The organism is Pseudomonas sp. RA_15y_Pfl2_54, from assembly GCF_963971015.1.
Taxonomy (GTDB): domain Bacteria; phylum Pseudomonadota; class Gammaproteobacteria; order Pseudomonadales; family Pseudomonadaceae; genus Aquipseudomonas; species Aquipseudomonas baetica_A.
On record NZ_CAXAPN010000058.1, the window covers coordinates 1 to 19846 of the forward strand.

Consider the following 19846-nt stretch of genomic DNA (forward strand, 5'->3'; position numbering starts at 1 on the left):
CGTATGCCTATCTCAAAGATGTGCTGACGCGGTTGCCGACGCAACGGGCGAGTGAGATCGACCAACTGCTGCCGCATCAGTGGGTATCTGTCTGACTTACGCAACGTGAGTTGGGCAGACGCTTACAATCGACCGGCTTTTGGGTACTTAACTGGTCAGTCAGCGCGTGCGCTCGTGCTCTTCTGACATCAAGAGCGCGGTAGCCTTTTTTAAAATGGATTTCTCCCGCTCAAGGCGAGCGATTCGAGCTTCAAGTTCCTGGCTCTTCTGCTGCTCAGTCGTCAGCGCTTTACTCTGCGGAGTAACGCCAGTGCGCTCCTGCTGAAGTTGATTAACCCAGCGACGCAACGCGGACTCGACGACCCCGAGCGAACGTCAGGCCTCGATATGGCTATAGCCTTGATCAAGCACGAGGCCTGCGGCCTGGCGTTTGAATTCAGCGGAAAAGGAACGACGTTGTTTGGTCATCAGACACCTCTATTTAGCGAGCATTCTCGCCTAAATGGGTGTCCGCTTTCATTAGACCACTACAACAACTCCAATCCGATTTCGCTGGCTGCTCCACCGGAGATCTGACGGAGCGCAGCTGTGCCAAGATAAAAACCTAATGAAATCCAGCGCTCTGTCTGCTAAGTGACAAAGTCACATATGGCGTATACCACTGGAATGGTCTCGAGCGCACGACTACACCTTAATTCTGCAACTTATAAATGTCGGCCACTGCCCACCTTGCTGCATTTGCGCCTTGGAATATTTCTCCGCGACGCTCTCCATCTGCCGTTGCTTAGAAACTTGGAAGTCAAAATTGAGTTCATCTCTGTAAGGCATACGCGGGCGCCAATAACCCATCCCTTGATCAAGCAAAATCTGACTGCCCCTTCCAGAACGCCACGTTACGGTCATGGACCTGCCGTGCAATATGTCGCGACTACTACGCTCAAGCGAGATATCAGGCTCGATTCCAAGCTGTTCGACCAACCACTCAGATATGATCTCTTTCTGATCCTCCGCCCGCTGCCAATCGTGGTTCATGCAGGAGCTGGGCTGTCCCCCGTTTACGCTCAAAGTTTTCACAGAGATCGTCTGAAGTTCCGCCCCCTCAAATAACTTGACGAAACCGGTAAATAGCATCAGCGACCAAGGCGATTTCAAGTACCGATCGGAGTAGCTGATAGTGACGGCCTGATCGGTCGCAAGCAGCTCGGCAAGCTCCGGCATTTTAGCGTCGATCAAGGTCAACAGTCGCTTGCTCAAGCTACTAATAGGCCCATCCAGCTCAGCAGTAACCTCAACGATCCTAGCCTCCTGAGTATCGCTTTTCCATGAACGGGTGTCGAGTGTCTGGCACTGCAGTTCCGGCGATGCACGGGTGGCAACCCATGTGATGTCATGACCATTCAACCAACCGGCACCTGGTAGCGCAGCAGATATCTCGCCGGCGAAAATACTGTGGCAAATGTTGCCGGTGTAAAGTTGTGCAAGCATCGGCGCTTTGGTCGATATGCTTTGCGCGGGCAGTTCGACGAGTTCTATGCCCATTCGTACCAACATAAGCAAAATGGTCCGTTGATCAGGGCTCAAAGCACACTCTGGAGCAATGCCGAGGCTAACCTTTAAGTCATCGGCAATTGCCCAAGCGAGCAGTTGCTGTCTGAATCGAGGGTGATCCATATCCCAATCCTGCGGGTCGCCATGCAAGCACAGAAGCAGTCGAGCAGAGGCTGCATCCTGATTATGGCTGTTCAGGGCACTGGCCAGATAATGTAGCGGCCCAACCGAGCAGTAACTCGCTTCAGGTATTTCTTCAAAAACAGCGGGCAGGCCCAGATGCTCCATCAACGCGCCATCGGTCAACCATTGCAGGGCAAGACGTCGATCCAGCTCCTCACGCTCGACTCGGCTGTCTTGTCCAGCTAGGCAGTGGGAACATACCGTCTCGCAATCAGCCGGGCAATGTAGGCGCTTCATGGCTTTGCTCAGCAGACTTGTGATGTCGCTAAGACCTTCCAATACAAAGCCTGCGCCGCCGCTGACTTCGTCGTATAGCTGAATCACCGCCCTGCCCTGACGGCTTTCGCGGTCACGATCGACCCGGTGGCTGAAGCCCATTTCGGTACTGACGATACCGAGTTCGTCAGCGATAACGTCTCGCAGTGCCACACCCAAAGTGGCAGCGATGACTCGGCCATTGACTGAGTCGGGCAACCATTGCCCCGTTAGCGGGTTTCGCAGATAGAGCTCTAGAACGTCGGTATGGATTTGATAGCCGAAATGCACTTGATGGACCACCGCTTCGCCTGAACAGTCCTTGTCCTTGCGGCTACCAGCTAAACCGCCGACGGGTCGATGCTGCTGGTCAGCACGTAAGCCAGTTGGGACTTCCGCTCCTGGGAGCATCGACTCTGCTCGTCCGCAACTCAAACATACGGCGTAACCTTCCTCATGCTCGCCAGATGAGTGATGGAAGACCGTACCATCGTGACCGAAGCGGAAGAACCCACAGCGAGCATCTGGCAAGGCACTACTTTCCCCATTCAATTGAATGCGAGGTTCTTCGACACGGATGAATTTCTGGGAAGTGACGTCGTTGGTGGTCTCTTCATAGAAGTCGGTTACGAAGCCAGCGGGACGCAGTACGCGGCGACATAGCTCATTAGGTATTGAGGTGCTGCAATGAGTGCAGCACAACTTATCGCTATTGGCATAGGCGTTCTCGATAACGCCGCTGTTGCCGCACTCGGGACAACGCCAGGCGGTGTCGAATTTTTGCGCTTCGTTGATTTCACCATTAGCGTGCCATTGCAAGCTGACGCCGGCGGAGCGAAATACCCTTCCGTCGATGACAACTTGCGATCCTGGAGCATATTCGCGAATCGCGATGTTTAGCCCGCGGGAAGGCATTCCGCGACTACTGGCGAGACTGTCTTCACGACTGCCCTGCTGGTCGTTGCGAGCCTGAACGAAGTCTTCAATGTTGTAGGTCTTGAGAGTGACAACATCAGTAGGGAAGCCATAGCCCGGCAGAAAGGCCCGCGAAGCGAGGTCGCGAAGCAAGTACTCGCCTTCATGACGTTGCCTTTCCAAGCTCAACGCACGCTTATAAGCCTCGTCCTTGGCACCTTGGATTTTCTCGTTAAGGTTTCTGTATTCCTCGAGCCAGCGCTGCTCCAGAGCTCTGAGCGAGCTGAGTGTGTTATCGATCATAAAGTTCATGGCGCGCCCCGCGAGACTGGTTCCCGCAACCAACTTTCGAACGGCTGGTGCGAATTCGTCAGAGCACGCTTGCAGCCACCCCGCCATGTTCTGACACGGTGAACTGTCTGAGCCGAAAAACCAATGCAAGGTCAACTTGGTTCGGTCACCGTCGGAACTGCTGTGTGCGCGCAAAAAGATACCCAGCAATAGCGAATTTATATGACGCTGCACGATACGCGCGGAGCTGAGGGTAATAGCAGGTGCAGGAATGGCAGTCACGAACGCCCATTTGGGGTTGGCGAATGCGCGCTGGTTGTGCGGGTCGGCCTTGCACAATGTATAGGCGATTGCACGGGCCTCGTTACGCCGGCCGGCGCGCCCAGCACGCTGCAAATAATTGGCGGGATGCGGAGGCAGATTGTTCATCACCACCGCGGCAATACCGCCAATGTCGACGCCCATCTCCATGGTGGTTGAACAGTTGAGCACGTTTATATCGCCACGCTTGAACTGCTCAACATATTTGTCGAGTAGCTCGGCGGACTGTTGCGCAGAGTGCTCGGCAACACGGTAGTAAAAGCCCCCTTCAAGAGTGCGATCACAGATATCACTCCACAAACCTTGCTGGCGGAGGTCTGAGACGGTGACATCAGCATTGACCAGTTTTCGAACTTGCTGCTGCTTTGAAACCGAGCCGCCATCAGCAAACAGAGCAGTAAAGCTAGGCATATTGACACGTTTACAGTGATAGTCCCGCTCGCCAACCGTTCGCGGAAGATAGGGAGTAAGCCCGCGAAAGGTCGTTTCAAGCAGTCGATGGGTGACCGGGCAAACCCACGCTTTTGTTGGCAGCGAGAAGTTAAGTGTTTCGAGTTTCAGCCGGTGTCCAGTGTCTGATGACTCCAGGATATGAGCACCGATCAAGGCCCCCCACGCGGCCTCCAACCAGCAGCTCATAGTAGCTGCATCATCTGGGTTACGACGGTTAAGCCCGGTTGCTACTTCCAGTAGTTTGACTAGCCGGTGCGCGCTATGAACCTTAACTTGTGGCCACTTTTTGATGGTGCTGCTTTCCTGCACATCGCTCGTTGGCGCATACAACGCTTTGGGGCTGAAACGGCTTCCCATCCACCGGCGCATCTTGCTTTCCATCGAGATGAATGTGTTTTCCCGTACGAAGAAGTCCAGCGCCACGTGCAAAAAGTCGCGCCAGTCCTGAAGCGTCAATTCTGTGCGCGGAGTCGTTGCCGGGCCACTAGCAGCATAAGCCTGGGTGACAGTCCAGAGAGGCGGTGTCAGCGCGACCTTGTCTAATCCGGTATAGCCGACTTTGATCAACCCAAGTGTCTCTGAGCTGTTCTGAAATTTTGGTCTTCTCGAGAATTCACGACTCATTAACAGCCGCGCCATGGTAAGGCCACCTTCATGCCCGTCGAACAATGCCGGATTGGCCTGACGGTTGTATCTGACTATGAAGGGATCTACATCTTTCGCTGCCGCCAACACCTGTAGGATCTCTGACCATGTCAGGCTCACAACAGTTGATGCGGCAGGAACTCCTGCTTGCATCTCTGCCGCAGTCTGGCGAAGTTTGGCGGCCTCGACCATCATGCCAATACCTTCCAGTGTTGCTGCACTGGCGAGGAATTTCTCAGGGCTGCCAGTCGGCTCGTTCTTCGGTTGCGAGTCAGCCTTAGCCTGAGCGTTTCGCAGCGTTTCGAATACCAGACCTCGCAGTCTCGAGCGTTCGGCCTCCTGCTGCATGCGCACCGCCATGCGTGCTGTGCCTTGGCGGCTATCGGTAAAGGTGATCAGCTTACGACCACGGCCCGGTAGCTCTTCAGGGGAACGCCCTTCTGAATCACCCTTCTCCGGATCTGGACAAAACTCCAGCAAGGTCGGAACAGCGTTCGCCACATAGAAGGGTGCACCTAGATAGGCGCGACGCAGAAACCGGTTGGAGCCAAATGCCGAATGCTCACACGCACTGCAGCAGGCGAACTTTTCAGTTCCCTTTAAGCTATCTTCTCGTCCTTCGAGTGCAACCACGATTGATAACGATCGCGGTGAGGTAACAACCCCCAGCTTAGAATTGATAAGATCTAGGGTGCGGTGTTCAAAAGCAGCGGCTAGCGTATTTCCGCCGGCAATGACTAAACGTTGTGCAGGCCTGCTTATCCTTTTGGCAGACCCAGTGCCTCCACCTTCACCCTCTTCGACATCGTCGTAATTCAGCGCAAACTCGTCCCCTGCAAATGCGCGTGGCTGCACCAGCTCACCATCACGATCTTCTGCCAGAAGATGAGGCACTTTGCATTCGCTGCAGAAGCCAATCTCGTAAACCGGTGCCTCGCACCCGCAACGCGTTTTTTGCGAAACATAAACATTGCCGAACGGCCAATCTTGGAGGTCTTCAGACTTGATGGGGCACTGCGGATCGATGCATGACCACAGCCCGTGCAGCATCCGCTGGAACATGTGGATACGTAACTTTAGAAACGGCGGCTGATTCGCCGCCGGACGAGTGCCGGTCAAGACATCAATCCACTGCAGCGTTTCCCGTTGCTGCTCGGCCTGCGTAGTGCTTTCGAGCTGAGAGCGAATTTTACTGACAAGATCATTGAGTCCGAGCGGCTTTTCTGCACTCACCACTGCGCGGCGCAGTTTCCGGGCAATCGGATTGGCACACAAAGCCTGGTAACGCTCATTGGATACTTCTTGAGCTGGCTGAGTGTTCTGCAGGCTAGCGAGATTGGCAGCTCGCAAACGGCCTACTTCAGGCAAGTCGGGCCATTTCCGTGAGCCGTCGATAACATCTACTTGCTCCTCAGCAACCCCAGCTAAGCGTGCTAGGTAGCGGCGCAGACGGTCGGTAGCCTCGGCCCCGGCAATGGTTGCAGAGGTGGCAACGAACCGAAGCTGTTCAGGGCTACGGCCAAAAGCATGTACCACCCGACGCAACAACATGGAAAGTTCTGCCGCCTGAGATCCGACATAGGTGTGCGCTTCATCGAGGACGATCCAGCGCAAAGACTGATTCTGCTTTGATATCTCCAGTATCGGGGTATCCACCTGACGCACCAGCATGTACTCCAGCATTGTCGCGTTGGTCATCAGAATTGGTGCGGGCTCACGGCGTAGCAACTCTCTGGACAATATCTGGTTTTGCTTGAGTTTTTGGTCGTTGCGAACGGAGGAAGCCCTGTCCGGTGTTTTGCCGTTGTACAGGCAAAAACGGATGTTTTTACCGTAGCGCTGCGTCCAAGCGTTCAGGCGTTCCTGTTGCGAATTGATCAGGGCATTGAGAGGGTATAGAAATAGCGCGCGCACACCGACTAATGCCTGTTGCGTTTGCTGATGCTCGCGAATTAAATCCTCTAAAATCGGCACCATAAAGCATTCGGTCTTACCTGACCCAGTGCCAGTAGTGACGATGGCCGAACGTGGTGTTTCATTGAGCAAGGAGCGCCATGCTTTTACCTGGTGAATATAGGGCCGCGCAGTCTTGGGAAACACATAAGTCGACGCTCCCGCCAAGGTCTCAAGAAGTTCAGCACTGAGTAGTTTCTCCGCCTGAAGATCCAGCAACTGCAAATTTGACTCATGCCACCCGAAAGTATGCTCGAACACAGGAGGTGCGAGCAGGCAGCCGTCCATCCCAAGCTCGGAATTCAGGCTCTGGTATAAATGACGCCGCAACCCTCCATCAGTGATACCCAGTACACCCAAGGTCGCCTCACGCGTACGGTCAAGGGTTTGCTCGACAAGATCAGTGAAGTTACGCATGGCTATTCCTTAGCTATCAGTGTGGGTGGCAAGCAAATAAGAGACGGTGAGCGCATGGACAGGATTGAACCAACCATATCGATCAAAATCGGCGAGCCAGCGTGCGGCGAATTTGAAGTAGGCGGCGGGTACCCCAAGATCTTTCACCGAGGCCTTACCTGCGGTGACATAGGCCATGAAGATTGGCAGATAGGTGACCGCATCTGTGTAAGAGACTAAAGACATTGCTTTGACGCGAAGTGGTAACTGTTGATCCTCAACCCAATTCGCTAATCTCTCTCCGAGCACATTTGGCCAGGCAGAATTGGCAGCATGAAGACGACGCAAATCCTGATACCACACCGGCAGGATATCTTCGGCTGGCAGGCGTTTGAGTTCGGTGCAGTCTCCTGTTCCGAGATAATTACCAACATAGTCAAAACCAGAAACGATGTAGCGCAATACGATGACGCGGTCTTTGACCAAGCGGTCGACCAACTCCGCAGGTAGCCCAGTCAGCCTGATACCCTCGGCAAATATTTGGTAGGCCTTTGCCCACATAGGCAAAGGCACGGTTTCCCACATGAGCGCCAACTCATCGGCGATGCGAGCGCAAAATGCTTCATCCATCTCCAATCGAAAAATCGCCAACCCTAAGGCTTGAGGGTTTTTTGCTAAGGCTTTCCAAGCTTCTAAAGACGAGAGTGGCAGGTGGGCATACTGACGCTTCAAGTCCGCCAAGTATTGCCATCCACTGTGGCCGAAATCGCTTGCCATCGCCGTGATCTGCTCTTCGATCACTTCGGGCCGATGGATCGAATGAAATAATTGTGCGGCGTGGTGTAGCGACTTCACCTGCACATCGCCAAGCGTACTCATACTGGCTGGCAGGTATAAATGTGGCCGGAATTGTATTGGCGATTCCTTAGCCGGGTAAATCAGCCACGGTCCGTCAAATAACAACGGTTGAGGAATGACAAAGCAGCCCGTCCCGACTCCTTCGCTGGTCTTTTCAATCAGTTCCAAAGGCGATTGCCTGGGGTCGGATAGCAGCATCGCTTCGGCCTTGGCCCCGTCAAGGATATTGGTACCGTTCACGCCACAGATATAAAAGGCCTTCGCCCCTTCCATCAGCACCCTGCCGCCGTACCTTCTGATGTCCAATTGCATCAATAGCTGTTCAGTTTCGATGGTTAAGTGAACATATGCGTCCTGCTCGTCGACGGCAGCCAACATCGTTTGAAGGTCGGCGATATAGCTGAAAAGATTAAGCACCATAGGCATCTGGCCGACACTAATGGCGTACATTCTTTTGGGGCGGGATTGTTCTCGACAAATGAGCTCGAACCGCAGGTAAAACATCTGCCCCTGCTGTAAACCAGAACTCAGCTGCAGGCGATGCCCGCCAAGCTCGGCGAGGTTCATAGCCTTGACCGAAACAGGCTGGCTGTTTACATCGAGCAGGCAGGCACCTTGGTACGGAAACGGTAATCGTATCTCTACTGGTTCGGCCGGAGGGCCAACCAGCAACGTAAAAGCTTGTGGACAGTGCTGAGTGCTCAGATCCATTTGGTATCCGCCCTCACTGGGCGTACAAACCAACCCTTCACCTATTACCTGCAGCGCCAAGCCTTCAACATTCTTGACCAATAGCCTAGCGGGCCGCCTACCGAATGCGGGAATAAGCCCCAGCTCAAATCCGCGAGGCAGGACTCCAAACCGACGTCGCAGCATAGTCTCCCCTTTGCGACTGCGTACGGTGTAGTTGATCAGGCCAGAGACTGGAGTATTGCGCCGATCGAGTAGCTTGCCGTTGGCGTACTCCATAAGCTCGTCCCTATGGTAGGAGCTACCCTCGGGCAGCACCAAAGTTGGCCAGCCGAGATAAACCGTAGATGGTGAGCACTCGAATAACGCATAAATGCCGGTCAGCATCAGAGGTGCGACATCGGCCCCTGGCTGCGCCAATAGAATCTCGTAGCGTTCGCCCTCGTCTTTAAGAGTGAGATTTCCACTCGCCTCAATCCATTGCCCACCCTCGTGATCTTTAAGAACGGGGGGCGATGCAGGCATCGAATGGCTGACTTCAAAGCGTTCCGGCGCCCGTATGCGAACTCTGGTACTGATGAGTTTACAACTAGACGTCGCCACTAGGTACCAGCGTTCAGCTTTGCACTCGAATATCAGCGGTACATCCTGGTAATCCAGTGCGCTGTTTTCAAAAAAGAAAGTGTGGACGGTGCTGCCACTCTCCATCACCCGCAAGCTCACCGCTTTATCCAGGTAGCGGCGCCGCAACGATATCTGCACGTTGGCAAATCTAATTTTCACTCCTTGCTCCGCGAGTTGCGCATACACCGCTGGACCTCGCTCGAGCATTGATTCGCCTTCGAAATAGGCCAGCTCAAGACGTGTGTTGTGGAGAGAGGAAGGTGAAATTGGTAATACAGTGTCAGGCGGCAGGGTTATCTCTGTTAGCACTGTCCAGTTTGGCAGTTGCCCTTGTTGAATGTGCTCACAGGTAAAAGCTTTGGCCTTGGCCAACGCTTCCTTGCGCTCCTGTCTTTTAATTCCAGCGTCGCGCAACCAGTCGTTGAGAAGATGACGGGCGTTGGTTTCGTCCAAAGGTATTGGGAAGGCTTGATGCCAATGAGGATCGACTCGGTCCAGATAGGCAGCAGGATCGGTTTCATCCTTAATTGGATAACGCTCAACGAGTGCCATCAATTGATCGACGATACCTGCGAGAAGCGTTCGAGTTTCGAGATTACGAAATGACAGCGGCAGACCATCTTCGAAATCCGCAAGCAAATCAGCTGTGGTACGCCGATGCCCCTCGGTGCGGTGGAAGTGTTTGATACCGCGACGCACTGCCCTCCCAAAACCATGGGACTCGCTACTAAGCAGCGGCCAAGGAAGCCCCCCCTCAGTAAACAACGTTCCGAGCCAATCCCGGCCTTGCTCCCGGGTACGAACTTTGCGCCTCCAGTAGTCCAGTCCCTTGCCAGTGAGATGGGCATGCTGCTGCGCAGTAAGAGTCACGCCTATACGAGACTCTGGCCCCTGCCATGACCAGTTACCGTCGTAATGTCGACGGTAGTTCTCGCTGACAAACAAACAAAAGCAAGCAGCTACATAAACTTCCTGCGTGGGACTGTCGGTTGCCAGAGACTTTTTAAGTAGAGCAGTCAGCCCCGCATATTCATCCTCGGTGACATGGTAGCTGTAAAGGGGCAACCCGCTCGGCCCCTTGAACAGGGCTCGCGTGAACAAAAATTCGGTCAGCCATGCCTTGGCTGGGAGAGGGTTAACCGCCAACTGAGTCATTCAAAATCCCTTTCTGAACTGGGTAACAAGCCGTTCCGCTCTACGCTCGCACCATACGTTGAAGTACTAGGCGTGACTATCGTGAGTATCTGTACAGGTAAACCTCTGAGTCAGATCGGAAGCCTTATTTCTTCCCCCCAGCGATTCGAACCCCTGCCCTCAACCACTCAGTTAGCTGTCACCAAAACATTTAAGCTGAAATTTGAGTGTGTACTCTCCAAAGAATTGAAACCCAACACTTTCGATCCTACGATGCCAGCTAACACATCATCTTCAGCAATCAGCAAAGACTAATCCAAGCCGCTCAGCACACTTGTGCCTCACCTAGCGCCTGTCTACGATGTGCGCGAAAGCGCTCCTCAAACACGATGACAACACCTGGGTAGTATTTATTGTTCATCGAATAGTGCGGATTGCCCACCTGCGGAAAAATGAAAGCGAAATCCGTACGTTTCATGGATATTCCCAAAAAGCTAGGTTCATCAGTTAGCCAAGCCTTGATCGCCTGCTCTACCTTTCGCGCACAAACTGATTCCTCACCCGCTCCCTCCATCACAACTTCGTTCATTGGAATGGATGGGACGATAAAGGTGACAGCAAATCGACGATCACCTTCCCAGCAACTCAAGTCCCCGGAATCCTCCCATGCCTTTCGCATTGCACGATCTGTAAAAGTGTACCCGTCAGAACGAGCTCCGATCGACTGCACGGTCTGCTTGGCCTCGATTGCAAAAGTGGTGTCTGGGGACTGCACATAGAGATCACAACGGCCATTACGCAGCGAACCACTATCAACACCCGGGTCAAGGGTTCGATGACGTTTCAACGTCGAAAACTCTTCCAAAGCGCTCCATTTTTTAAGCGTCCATGCGGCACCAGCCAATACGCTTAGAGATGCACGCTCGTTGTACCACCACGGGTTATCGCGCTCATTGGCAGATGTGTAGCGCACGATTGCTTTGACCCACGCAGCAAGAAGAATTTCAAGCTCCTCATCATCCCCCCAAACCTCTATTCCTTTAATGGTTTTCGATTTGCTCACAGCCACACCTCCACTGGAAATAGCATAATGCTATCACGCGAGAACAAAAGGACAATCAAACGGTCCAGTCGAGAAGGTGCCAGCGAATTTCCGAGCTGGTCAATTTGGCATAGGCGCATAGGGCTTGTCAGCTAAGACAACCGACAACACCCTTAGATAAGCTGAAGGAAAAAGTGAATAGCTGTCCGGACAGTTTTTGCAGGGAGTGTCAGATGGATCTCAATACAGAAACGTTTAACTATGGCCTGATCGATTAATGCACGAATCCAACTCCAATCCACCTAGCCCTCTCTCGACTAGTAAAAATTTCCTGACTCTCAGATATGCGGGAAGCGCCTTTATATTTTTGATTGGCACATTATTTACTTTTCTTCAGATTCATGACTCCGGTTATAACAAAGGTAAGAGTGAAGCTCAAACTCTAGTAGAGACATACAAAATACGTCAGGAAGAATCTGAGAAAGCAACGAAAACTGCACAGCAAGAAATCACTTCGTTAAAACTCGAACTGCAGCGTGCCATCGAGAAGCCAACCCCAAAAGAAAAATGTGTTCCAGACGTAGCCTTTATTGAGAAAAAGCTAGCTGAAAACTACAAAAAAGGCATGAGCCTTTCGCTGGAGACAGGACAGACGGCAGCACCTTTTCACGATGGACTCTATATTTCACTCGAAAGCATCACCTATATTGGATCGCCACCTATCCACGTTGCGACGTTGACACTGGGATATTCAGGCAAACAGAGCCTTCGCATTGAAAACGCAGCAGTTGGTTCGGTGACGGATTACGAAGGCTATGAAATCAGAATCATGAGTACGAGTACCTTTTCTATCGGTGTTCAGGTAGAGAAAAAATAACCATACCACCTTCATCACTAACGAAATGCTCTTGGCGGTATGATTGGTCTCAGCGCCTACTTTAACTAAAGAGAACCAGGAAATATTAAGAAAAGCTACTTCATAGCTCCATATAGCTTTTTGATGGTGTCGATATCCCCGACGCTGAGATAACCGTTGTTCAGAGAGGAGGGATTACAGTGATTCATTATTGAGTACTTGTCAGCAACTCCAATCATGCCATCAGGAAGATTTCGATCTTTGTCCTCCTTGAGATCATACTCCTTACACCAATTTGGAGCATCCGGGCGCAGGTTCTCGTGTACTAGACCCAAAGCGTGACCAAACTCATGGATCGTGTTTGCTCGCAGACAGTAGTTCGGATTTGCCGCTTCCTTAGCTTTGCATTCCGGTACACTACTGTAGTCTATGCGGAGCAGCATTCCCGGATCTACATCCCGAAGATTTTTGCCTAATTTTGTGGTGACTGACATGGTTTTAGCCACATGCAGACTGATATCTGGAGCGAATGTATCGGCGCAGTCTTCCCAACCAATGAATGTGACGTTGACATATTGGGACCAACTGTCGGCGACAGCAGCGCGAACGACATTGCGGATTGTCAAGGAAGGGACTCCAGGATCACTCCAGCAAACCCTGATTTTAGAGGAGTTCCACATACTCCCGATCTTGTATGCACCATACGGTACGACCAGATACCGAGAATCACCTGCCATCTTAACGAAGCCCGCCCTCATCGCCGCCTTCTCACCTTTGGAGAGGCTGGATTTGGGCGTTACGCCATTAGCTGACTGCGCCTGCGCAATGGAAATGGCGCTTAAACTGACGACAATGCCACATACGAAGCGACCCATTCTCTCCCTCCAAAATCACTGACCTGGCAGAGGATTTTTGCGCGCCTCAGCAAGCGCCTGCTCCGCGTTTAGCCTCTTGAGCTCTGCTTCAGCTAACGCGGCATAGGACAAATTCAAGACAGAAGAAGCTGTGTTTCCTTCAGTAGGATCTTGAGCGCCGAGCTTATCCAACTCATCCTCCTTCTTGCGCACAGCAATCTGATGTTGAAGCGCGTCAAGTTCATCCTGCCGCAACGCGTCCTTCTCTACCTCTTTTTCTTTGCGCTTCTTGTCCTTGTAAACTTGAATCTCGTCATAAAACTTGCCGGCTGAGTCGACTGATGACGCAATGGCACCTGTTAATGCTTTACCGCGAGATGCCAGTTCCTTGTAGGTGACCGCCGCTATCGTGCCGTCGGATCTGAAACTTGCACTCAGAGAGTTGTTCTGGAAGTTTCCGTTGGTCAAGGGGAGAAATCGCAGCGCACCCATTTGCGGTGCCATTACTGGCTGACCGAGCAGTTTTCCTTTCGCCGCCTCGGCAAGACAGTCCTGTTTATTCTGAGTCTGGCAGACCATCAGCTGAGCCGGAACAGGGCTCCGGTAGAACAAACCAGCTCGATTTCGTAAACGCTGCTCTGCGGAGCTTTTACAGCTAGCTTCATCTTTGCAGCCTGCTACGGTTGGCTCTGTAACTGACTGAAGCGCCACCCAGATGCGGAAAGACGAGATCAAATCCAACTCGTTTCGCCATGGACCAGCAATCTTTGGATTTTCCTCAGCCGGAACAAATAGTCCCATGAGCTTCTGGCTGTTGGCGGAGGAGATATTGAGTTGGTCCGCGGCTCGGCCTGCGGTATTCGGTTTTATAGATCCACGAGGCCAGACCATTTGATCCGTAGTACTCAAAGAGCTGATAACAGCTTCGGCAACCCCTTGTGCAGACTTCAGGCGTTTTTCTGCCTTCTCCTGCTTCGACAGCAGGTCAGCCATCACTACCATCTGAGGTTGAGAGATGATCTCAAGCTTGAGCAATCGGTCGAGATGATCGTATTTGCTGCTTATCTCAGCCAACTCCCCTTCACGTTCCTTGACCGTCCTTGCCGCGATCTCCAAATTATCCAGGAGCTTCATCGTATCTGGAGAACACGCCATTCCTTCTGACGCATTCATTGGCGATTGCGCGGCTCCAGGAATACTCGGCACTCCCATTGCAATCTTCGCCACCCCAACTCCCGTTGAGACAAGATTAGCGACGATTGCAGCCGTATCATCAGAAATTACACTGTTGAGAGTTTTGAGGACTCCGTTGTCATAGGTATCAATTCCTACCTCACCTGTCTTCGACCAATTGGAGTTCTCCTCGTAGTCCAATACAAATCGCTCGCCTGCGACATAGGTCGGTTCGGTCTTCACCTTATAATCGAACTTGATATCTGAAACGGGAAGGCCTCCTGGTACTTCCGATTCGCGTGTGCAATTAGCCAGAGTACGGGTGACCGTGATGTTGAATTGCAGCATCGGCAGATGATAAACGACACCGCCATGGGCTATATCATCATCACCTAGCACCGCGATCGGACCTTGCCCGTCTCGGTATGACGTAAGAGAAGTGGTAGAACAGCCACTGATAATCAGCGCCGAAAGAATGCCCCAACGGATGGATTTCGGCATCTGAGTCTCCTTAGTGTTTGACTGTGTGTGCACACACGCTTCCTTTGCCGGCATCGCCCGGGTGCGCCCCGCTGCGTGCTTATCCCAAAAGAAAACGAGCAATGGCTATATGCCACCGGAGCGTAGATTGAGACCTCAAAATGCGCAAGCACAGCTCCAATAACTAATGATTGGAGGCGAAGGCTGAGTAACTGTGTGAGAGACGTAACGAAAGCGTCCCTCACGGAGGCGCCCAGTCCATGCGCTTCGTCTGCGTTCATGAAGGCAGGAAGAATGTTCGAATGGACGAGCTCCTTAGAGCTCACACCCATCACTCTGAAAAGGTCAAACGCCTTGGTGTAACGCGTAAGAGCGGCGAAACCGGCGCTATTACGCAGAGCGTGCAGTTGGGTTACGGCATCAATTCCATAAGTCCTGATAAGCGATCAGAAAATTCTTGTTATCAGACAATAGTAGTGGAGGATATGTACAAAGTGCCATCATATTACCCATGCTTACGCCCTGACATTTCAGAAACCTCACCAGCAAAGCGCTGCTCAACGAATGACGTAAGCATCTCAACGTGAGCAGGATAAACAGAGCACCAACCAACAGGGGGATACATGGATTTTGTAGTGCCACGCGAACGGTCCTTAGCCGATCTATTATCAAATGCATCGTCGGATGACCTGGAAGTGCTAGCGGATCTGATTACGGATAACGGCAAGGGTCGGATCGCCCTCGACAGCTCGATTAAAAAGGTCATCCTGAATCGCCAAGCACAGGGAAAGCTTCAGTTGATCCCCGATGTTTTGGAGAGCGAGATCCGGGCATTCGGCAGCAACAGCATCGCCAACCTATTCAGATCAGACAGTGTGGAATACTTGGAGCTGGCAAGCGACGTCGCGAAAAAGCTCGATGGAAAGCCCAGTCCAACAGATGACATCTACGCCATAGAAGAAATCGTCATCCGCCAAGCCGTTCACAAATACATTGGAGAGAGTGCTTCGACAGAGGGGCTGAACGGCGCAGCTCTAACGAACTACATTGGACAGGTCGTAAGCACCTTGGCTGCGGCCGCCGGCACTGCAGCTGGCTTTGTAGCAACCGGAGGTGCCACAGGAGTCGCGGGCGCTATCGGTGGTCGACTGGCTGCATTGGTCGCGGCTCCGCTGGCTATCGGCGTTGCTAGCGCCACGATCTATCAGTCAACAGCACCTGCGTTTCGCATTACCGTGCCGGCGGTGCTCCAAGTGGCCAAGATCCGCCGCATTCGACTTGAAGCTGATTTCGCAGCCTATGTGGAGAAACTACGCGCATGCCTATAAACGCTGAAACGCTCCTGCGCTCCCTACCCGACCTCCCTGAAATGTTGGCCAAGCTCCAGAACGGTGAATACCAACTATTTGGCGGTGTCGTCCGACACGCTGCTGGAAGCTCGAATGGCGGGCGTATCGTCGGCCACCTTCTTTTCCCAGATGACGCCTTACAAACCCAGCAAAGCCTGCAAAACCTCCAGTCCACTTTGACAAGTGGGCTCGGATCGCTGCAAGGAGGTATGGGTCAGTTGCAGCAGAGCATGAACGTGCTCCAAGGCTTGCAATCAGCGAACCTCGTCCTATCCGGGCTGAACCTGGCGGTTACTACAGCCGGCTTCGTGATCGTCTGCAAAAAGCTGAACAAGATCAGCGATCAAATCCAGGCGCAGTCGGTTGCCATCGAGCAAACATGGAATTTGGTCCGCGAAGGTCATGAGCGCAATATACTGATCGATGAAGCCCAGTTCCGTGCCTTGCTCCTCACCGCCCGGCAATTCTGCGAGCAGGAAGATGTTCAACAGCTGAGAGCACTGATAGCACCTTTCCATAAGGAGTATCAGTTCACCAAGCTGGTGCTGGAAAAGCACGCCCCCAAAGCAGCCAGCAACATCGACCGTTTGAACGAGATTTCGCTACTGCAGGATCGCCTGGTCAACCTAGGCCTCATGCTGGCGCACGTACAGATGAAATCAGGTGCACCTAGGTTTAGCCAAGAATGCTTAACGCAGCTCGGGAGCGATCTTCGAAACCTAAACGAGAGGCGCATCGAAGTATTAAATAGCGATCGCCGTCTGGCAGCGCGGGTCACCCAGTCACACCTCACGGATCTGACTAACTTCCTGCAGCTCGGCAAGAAAATGATGCCGGCGCTAACTTACCAAGCCGATGTCATGAGTCTCGAAATCCAACATCCAGGGCTCCTTAAACAGGCTTCAAACTCCAAGGAAATTTTGTTGGTTGCCGCCTGAAAAGTGACAACAAGAACCACTGTGTTCTGACGTTTACATGCCCTACCCTTCAGAAATCGGAAGCCTGGACATAAGCAAAAAAGAGCCCGCAAGGGCTCTTTAATAGCTGGTGACTCACTACTTGCTGAGCCATGTTTCCACTGTGTCAGAGCCATACTGCTCCTTCCAAGCCTTCAGCCCCCGATGATTACCGCCTTTTGTTTCGATCGTCTCTCCGCTGTGCGGATTTTTATAGACTTTGACCTGACGCGCCTTACGACTGCCCTTTTTGGCAGGAGCCGTTGGAGCGCGGCTGCCCGTTTGGGGATCCAAAATATTGATGACGTCCTTGAGGCTGAAGCCATACTTGGCCAGCAAATCACGAATCTTCGTTTCGAACTCAATTTCCTTGTTTAGGCCGGCATCCCCCTTCAGTGCCTCCAGTGCCTGCAACTGTTCAGCGAGATGTTTTTCGAGCTGGCGAAATTCTGCGAGTCTGGACATGGAAACCTCGTGGGTGAGTAAAGATCACAAACTAAATTGAAATCAAATCTAACAGATTGGTTCCCATCAAACGTAGTTCGATATTCAAATCGCTCTACTTATCTGTCTGAGCCCCACAAGCGTTAAGTTCTTCTACGGCGATCTCTCCAGCCCCCCTTTCTCGTCTGACACTAAACAAATAACCCTAGTAAGCAGGTGCGCGGTAACCGGTTCGCCATCCATAGATCGTCAGCAGTATCACCAGAGCACTCGCATCAATCCTTCAGCATCTTTATCAGAGCGGGCCACCCGTTGCGGCCGGCCGCTCCTACCGTAACCACATCGCGACTCCAAATCTCAGTTATGACCTATGCTCAAGCCTTCTGTGACCCCCCATGTACAACCAAGGAGATCGACATGGCTGATGATCTGCACAACCGCGGACCGCAAGACAGAAAACGAGTGAACACTTCCGAAGAATGGGAGTTGAAGTATTGGTCCAAGGAGTTCGGTGTCACCGTTGACCAGCTCAAGGCTGCAGTTAAAGCAGTTGGCCCGATGGTCGATGATGTACGCAAAAAACTCGGGAAATAACGCTCGAAAGCGCCCTACGTCACGGTAGGGCTTTTTCTCGATGTGAATATGGCCTAACCGCCTTCAATCCGGACGGAGTCAAATATGCCGAATTCAGACTTGATGGCACCGCTCCTCTCCAAGATCCACGAGAACCAACTCGCACTGGAGACAGCCATCATGGAGTTGTCGAATTGGGTTGAGCAGCAAGGTTCATCAGACACTGCGGAGAATGTCCGAGAAGCCCTCGCAGCGATCGACCGAAATGAAGACTTCATCAAGATGACGTTGGCGCTGATCGATACATCCATCGAAAAATGAAGGCTGTGGGAGCCTCTCAATCATCTCCAGAAAAGTTCGTCGCCAATTTTCCTAGATCATCATCCGAATCCGGTGGATAGCATTCAACTGCCCTACCTACTCATTCGGAGAATCACATGTCCAAAAAAAGCACGCCAGCCGATTCAGTACGCCAGCAGCGTAACGATAGATCTGACGCTCTGAACAACAACCGCGGAACTACGGGTACAAACCCGACGAATGCCCATGTTCACGGTAACCGTGGCAAGCAGTTGAACCCTAACCAACGCTAGGACGGCGCCCCCGGTTTCGACCGGGGGATTGAGGATTCAATATGAGCTCAAAAGTTTGTTTCGCAAGTCAGGGAGAGTTGATCAGGCTCGCTTTCGATGCGTTTGGCGTGCTTCCTCGCAAGGAGGCGGATCGTGATGAATTCGATGAAACAGCCAAAAAAAACATTCAGAAGCAGTTGGAGCGACTTGCCAAAGAGGAAGGTCACTTGGCTTCGAACTTTGGCGAAGCTGTCCGACTGCTCGGCGGCATGCTAATGGGTTACCTACCCAGTACACGAATGATGCAAGCCATAGGTGATCCACTGTCTGACCTGCATTACGGCTACAACCAAGTCGTCCGTACTGAAGGGACATTTCTGAGCAAGGCCCAGACCCTTCGATACTTTATCTCGATCAAGGCAGTCCCACTGCTAGTGATCTCGCTGAACCAGAGCCTGCTGCGGCACAAAATCGCGGACTTTCAACTGGAAACGCCCGAGGACGAATTCTGGTATCTACCGTCGATAACCAGCGCCGGCGAGATGACGATGCCTTTGGCTAAAGTCATGCGCTGGGCTTACGCACGCTGTGGCATTTCGCAGACGCAGTTTCATTATCCCGGAAAGAACGCAGCCTCCGATGATTACGCGCTTCAGCACAACCTTGATAATGCCATCAACTGGATCAGAAACCCCTCACCTCCGGCCCTTCCTGTACTGATAAAGAACTTCACAACCTCCTTCAAGAAGCTCGCTGAGTGCGGACGAGAGATTCCTCCTCCCGTTCAAGCGAGCGTTCTGACAAGCCTGGTGTTGGCCAGGGTAACGAGCTACATCGCAGAGCTGATTTCCCAAGCGTACGATGTTAAGTACCTTGAGGATGCTTGCAATCAATTCCGAGACTACTCGCGATGGATAGCGGAGGACGTCAACGAATTCAAAACCGAGATACAACCGGTGATGCAAAGACAAGCGTCGCCTGAGATCGCTTGGGTGACATGGCAACATGCGTGTAGTGATTTCTGGGGCTTTTTCGACGCAAAAGTTGATCACGTAGCAGATACGCTGCAGCAGATTGAACGTGCAAATGTTGGCACCCCAATCCCGAATGAAATCATCGCTACACTGACCATCGAATACGGCCGCTTTGCAGTATGCCCCCGGTGTCAGGATAGTTGTCGCCTCTCCGGTTTTTCCAAAAAAAGCATATCGGGGGCGGAAAGAGACTGGTCGTGCCGTACTATTCACCTGAACGCAGAGCCGCATTACTTAAGATGCTGCT

At 52.4% G+C, this 19846-nt stretch carries 13 protein-coding genes and 1 pseudogene; 7 read left to right on the top strand and 7 right to left on the bottom strand.

The annotated features are described in order from the left end of the window. Positions 1-95 (top strand): transposase domain-containing protein (locus tag AACY50_RS27650; RefSeq protein WP_057395645.1); only part of this gene is annotated, 95 nt, incomplete at its 5' end. Between the two features lie 35 nt (positions 96-130). Here AACY50_RS27650 and AACY50_RS27655 read toward each other — a convergent pair. The 4 genes and pseudogenes from AACY50_RS27655 to AACY50_RS27670 all read right to left on the bottom strand — a co-directional run. Continuing rightward, a pseudogene (locus AACY50_RS27655) lies at positions 131-468 on the bottom strand (transposase); the annotation flags it as partial. Between the two features lie 216 nt (positions 469-684). Continuing rightward, the gene (locus tag AACY50_RS27660) at positions 685-6981 is read right to left on the bottom strand and encodes a DEAD/DEAH box helicase (protein WP_339539754.1); all 6297 of its coding nucleotides are present in this window, start codon (positions 6979-6981) and stop codon (positions 685-687) included. A gap of 9 nt (positions 6982-6990) precedes the next feature. Beyond that, positions 6991-10287 (bottom strand): STY4851/ECs_5259 family protein, encoded by a 3297-nt coding sequence (locus AACY50_RS27665; protein WP_339508553.1) that lies wholly within the window; start codon positions 10285-10287, stop codon positions 6991-6993. A gap of 304 nt (positions 10288-10591) precedes the next feature. Beyond that, positions 10592-11329: a hypothetical protein gene (locus AACY50_RS27670; protein ID WP_339508551.1), complete on the bottom strand. Its 738-nt coding sequence runs from the start codon at positions 11327-11329 to the stop codon at positions 10592-10594. Between the two features lie 256 nt (positions 11330-11585). On the opposite strand from AACY50_RS27670, the gene AACY50_RS27675 reads away from it, so the two are divergent. Then, positions 11586-12185 (top strand): hypothetical protein, encoded by a 600-nt coding sequence (locus AACY50_RS27675; protein ID WP_339539757.1) that lies wholly within the window; start codon positions 11586-11588, stop codon positions 12183-12185. Between the two features lie 95 nt (positions 12186-12280). On the opposite strand, the gene AACY50_RS27680 is transcribed toward AACY50_RS27675, so the two are convergent. Then, a complete protein-coding gene (locus AACY50_RS27680; RefSeq protein WP_339508545.1) occupies positions 12281-13039 on the bottom strand; it encodes a hypothetical protein in 759 nt (252 codons plus the stop codon). A gap of 15 nt (positions 13040-13054) precedes the next feature. Then, positions 13055-14692: a hypothetical protein gene (locus AACY50_RS27685; RefSeq protein ID WP_339508543.1), complete on the bottom strand. Its 1638-nt coding sequence runs from the start codon at positions 14690-14692 to the stop codon at positions 13055-13057. A gap of 602 nt (positions 14693-15294) precedes the next feature. On the opposite strand from AACY50_RS27685, the gene AACY50_RS27695 reads away from it, so the two are divergent. Both AACY50_RS27695 and AACY50_RS27700 read left to right on the top strand, forming a co-directional pair. Further along, positions 15295-15999 (top strand): hypothetical protein, encoded by a 705-nt coding sequence (locus AACY50_RS27695; RefSeq protein ID WP_339508541.1) that lies wholly within the window; start codon positions 15295-15297, stop codon positions 15997-15999. Then, positions 15990-16958, top strand: a complete 969-nt coding sequence (locus AACY50_RS27700) for a hypothetical protein (protein WP_339508539.1) — start codon at positions 15990-15992, stop codon at positions 16956-16958. The genes AACY50_RS27695 and AACY50_RS27700 overlap by 10 nt, the downstream gene beginning before the upstream one ends. 117 nt (positions 16959-17075) lie before the next feature. Here AACY50_RS27700 and AACY50_RS27705 read toward each other — a convergent pair whose 3' ends face one another. Beyond that, positions 17076-17441, bottom strand: coding sequence for a histone-like nucleoid-structuring protein, MvaT/MvaU family (locus AACY50_RS27705; RefSeq protein WP_339508537.1), 366 nt, complete (start codon positions 17439-17441; stop codon positions 17076-17078). Positions 17442-17837: 396 nt separating this feature from the next. Between AACY50_RS27705 and AACY50_RS27710 the strand changes: the two genes are divergently transcribed. From AACY50_RS27710 to AACY50_RS27720, 3 genes are all read left to right on the top strand, one after another. Beyond that, positions 17838-18014, top strand: a complete 177-nt coding sequence (locus AACY50_RS27710) for a DUF3606 domain-containing protein (protein ID WP_110718470.1) — start codon at positions 17838-17840, stop codon at positions 18012-18014. A gap of 84 nt (positions 18015-18098) precedes the next feature. After that, entirely contained in the window at positions 18099-18314 is a 216-nt protein-coding gene (locus AACY50_RS27715; protein ID WP_339539762.1) for a hypothetical protein, read from the top strand. A 313-nt stretch (positions 18315-18627) separates the two neighbouring features. Beyond that, positions 18628-19846 (top strand): hypothetical protein (locus AACY50_RS27720; protein ID WP_339539765.1); only part of this gene is annotated, 1219 nt, incomplete at its 3' end.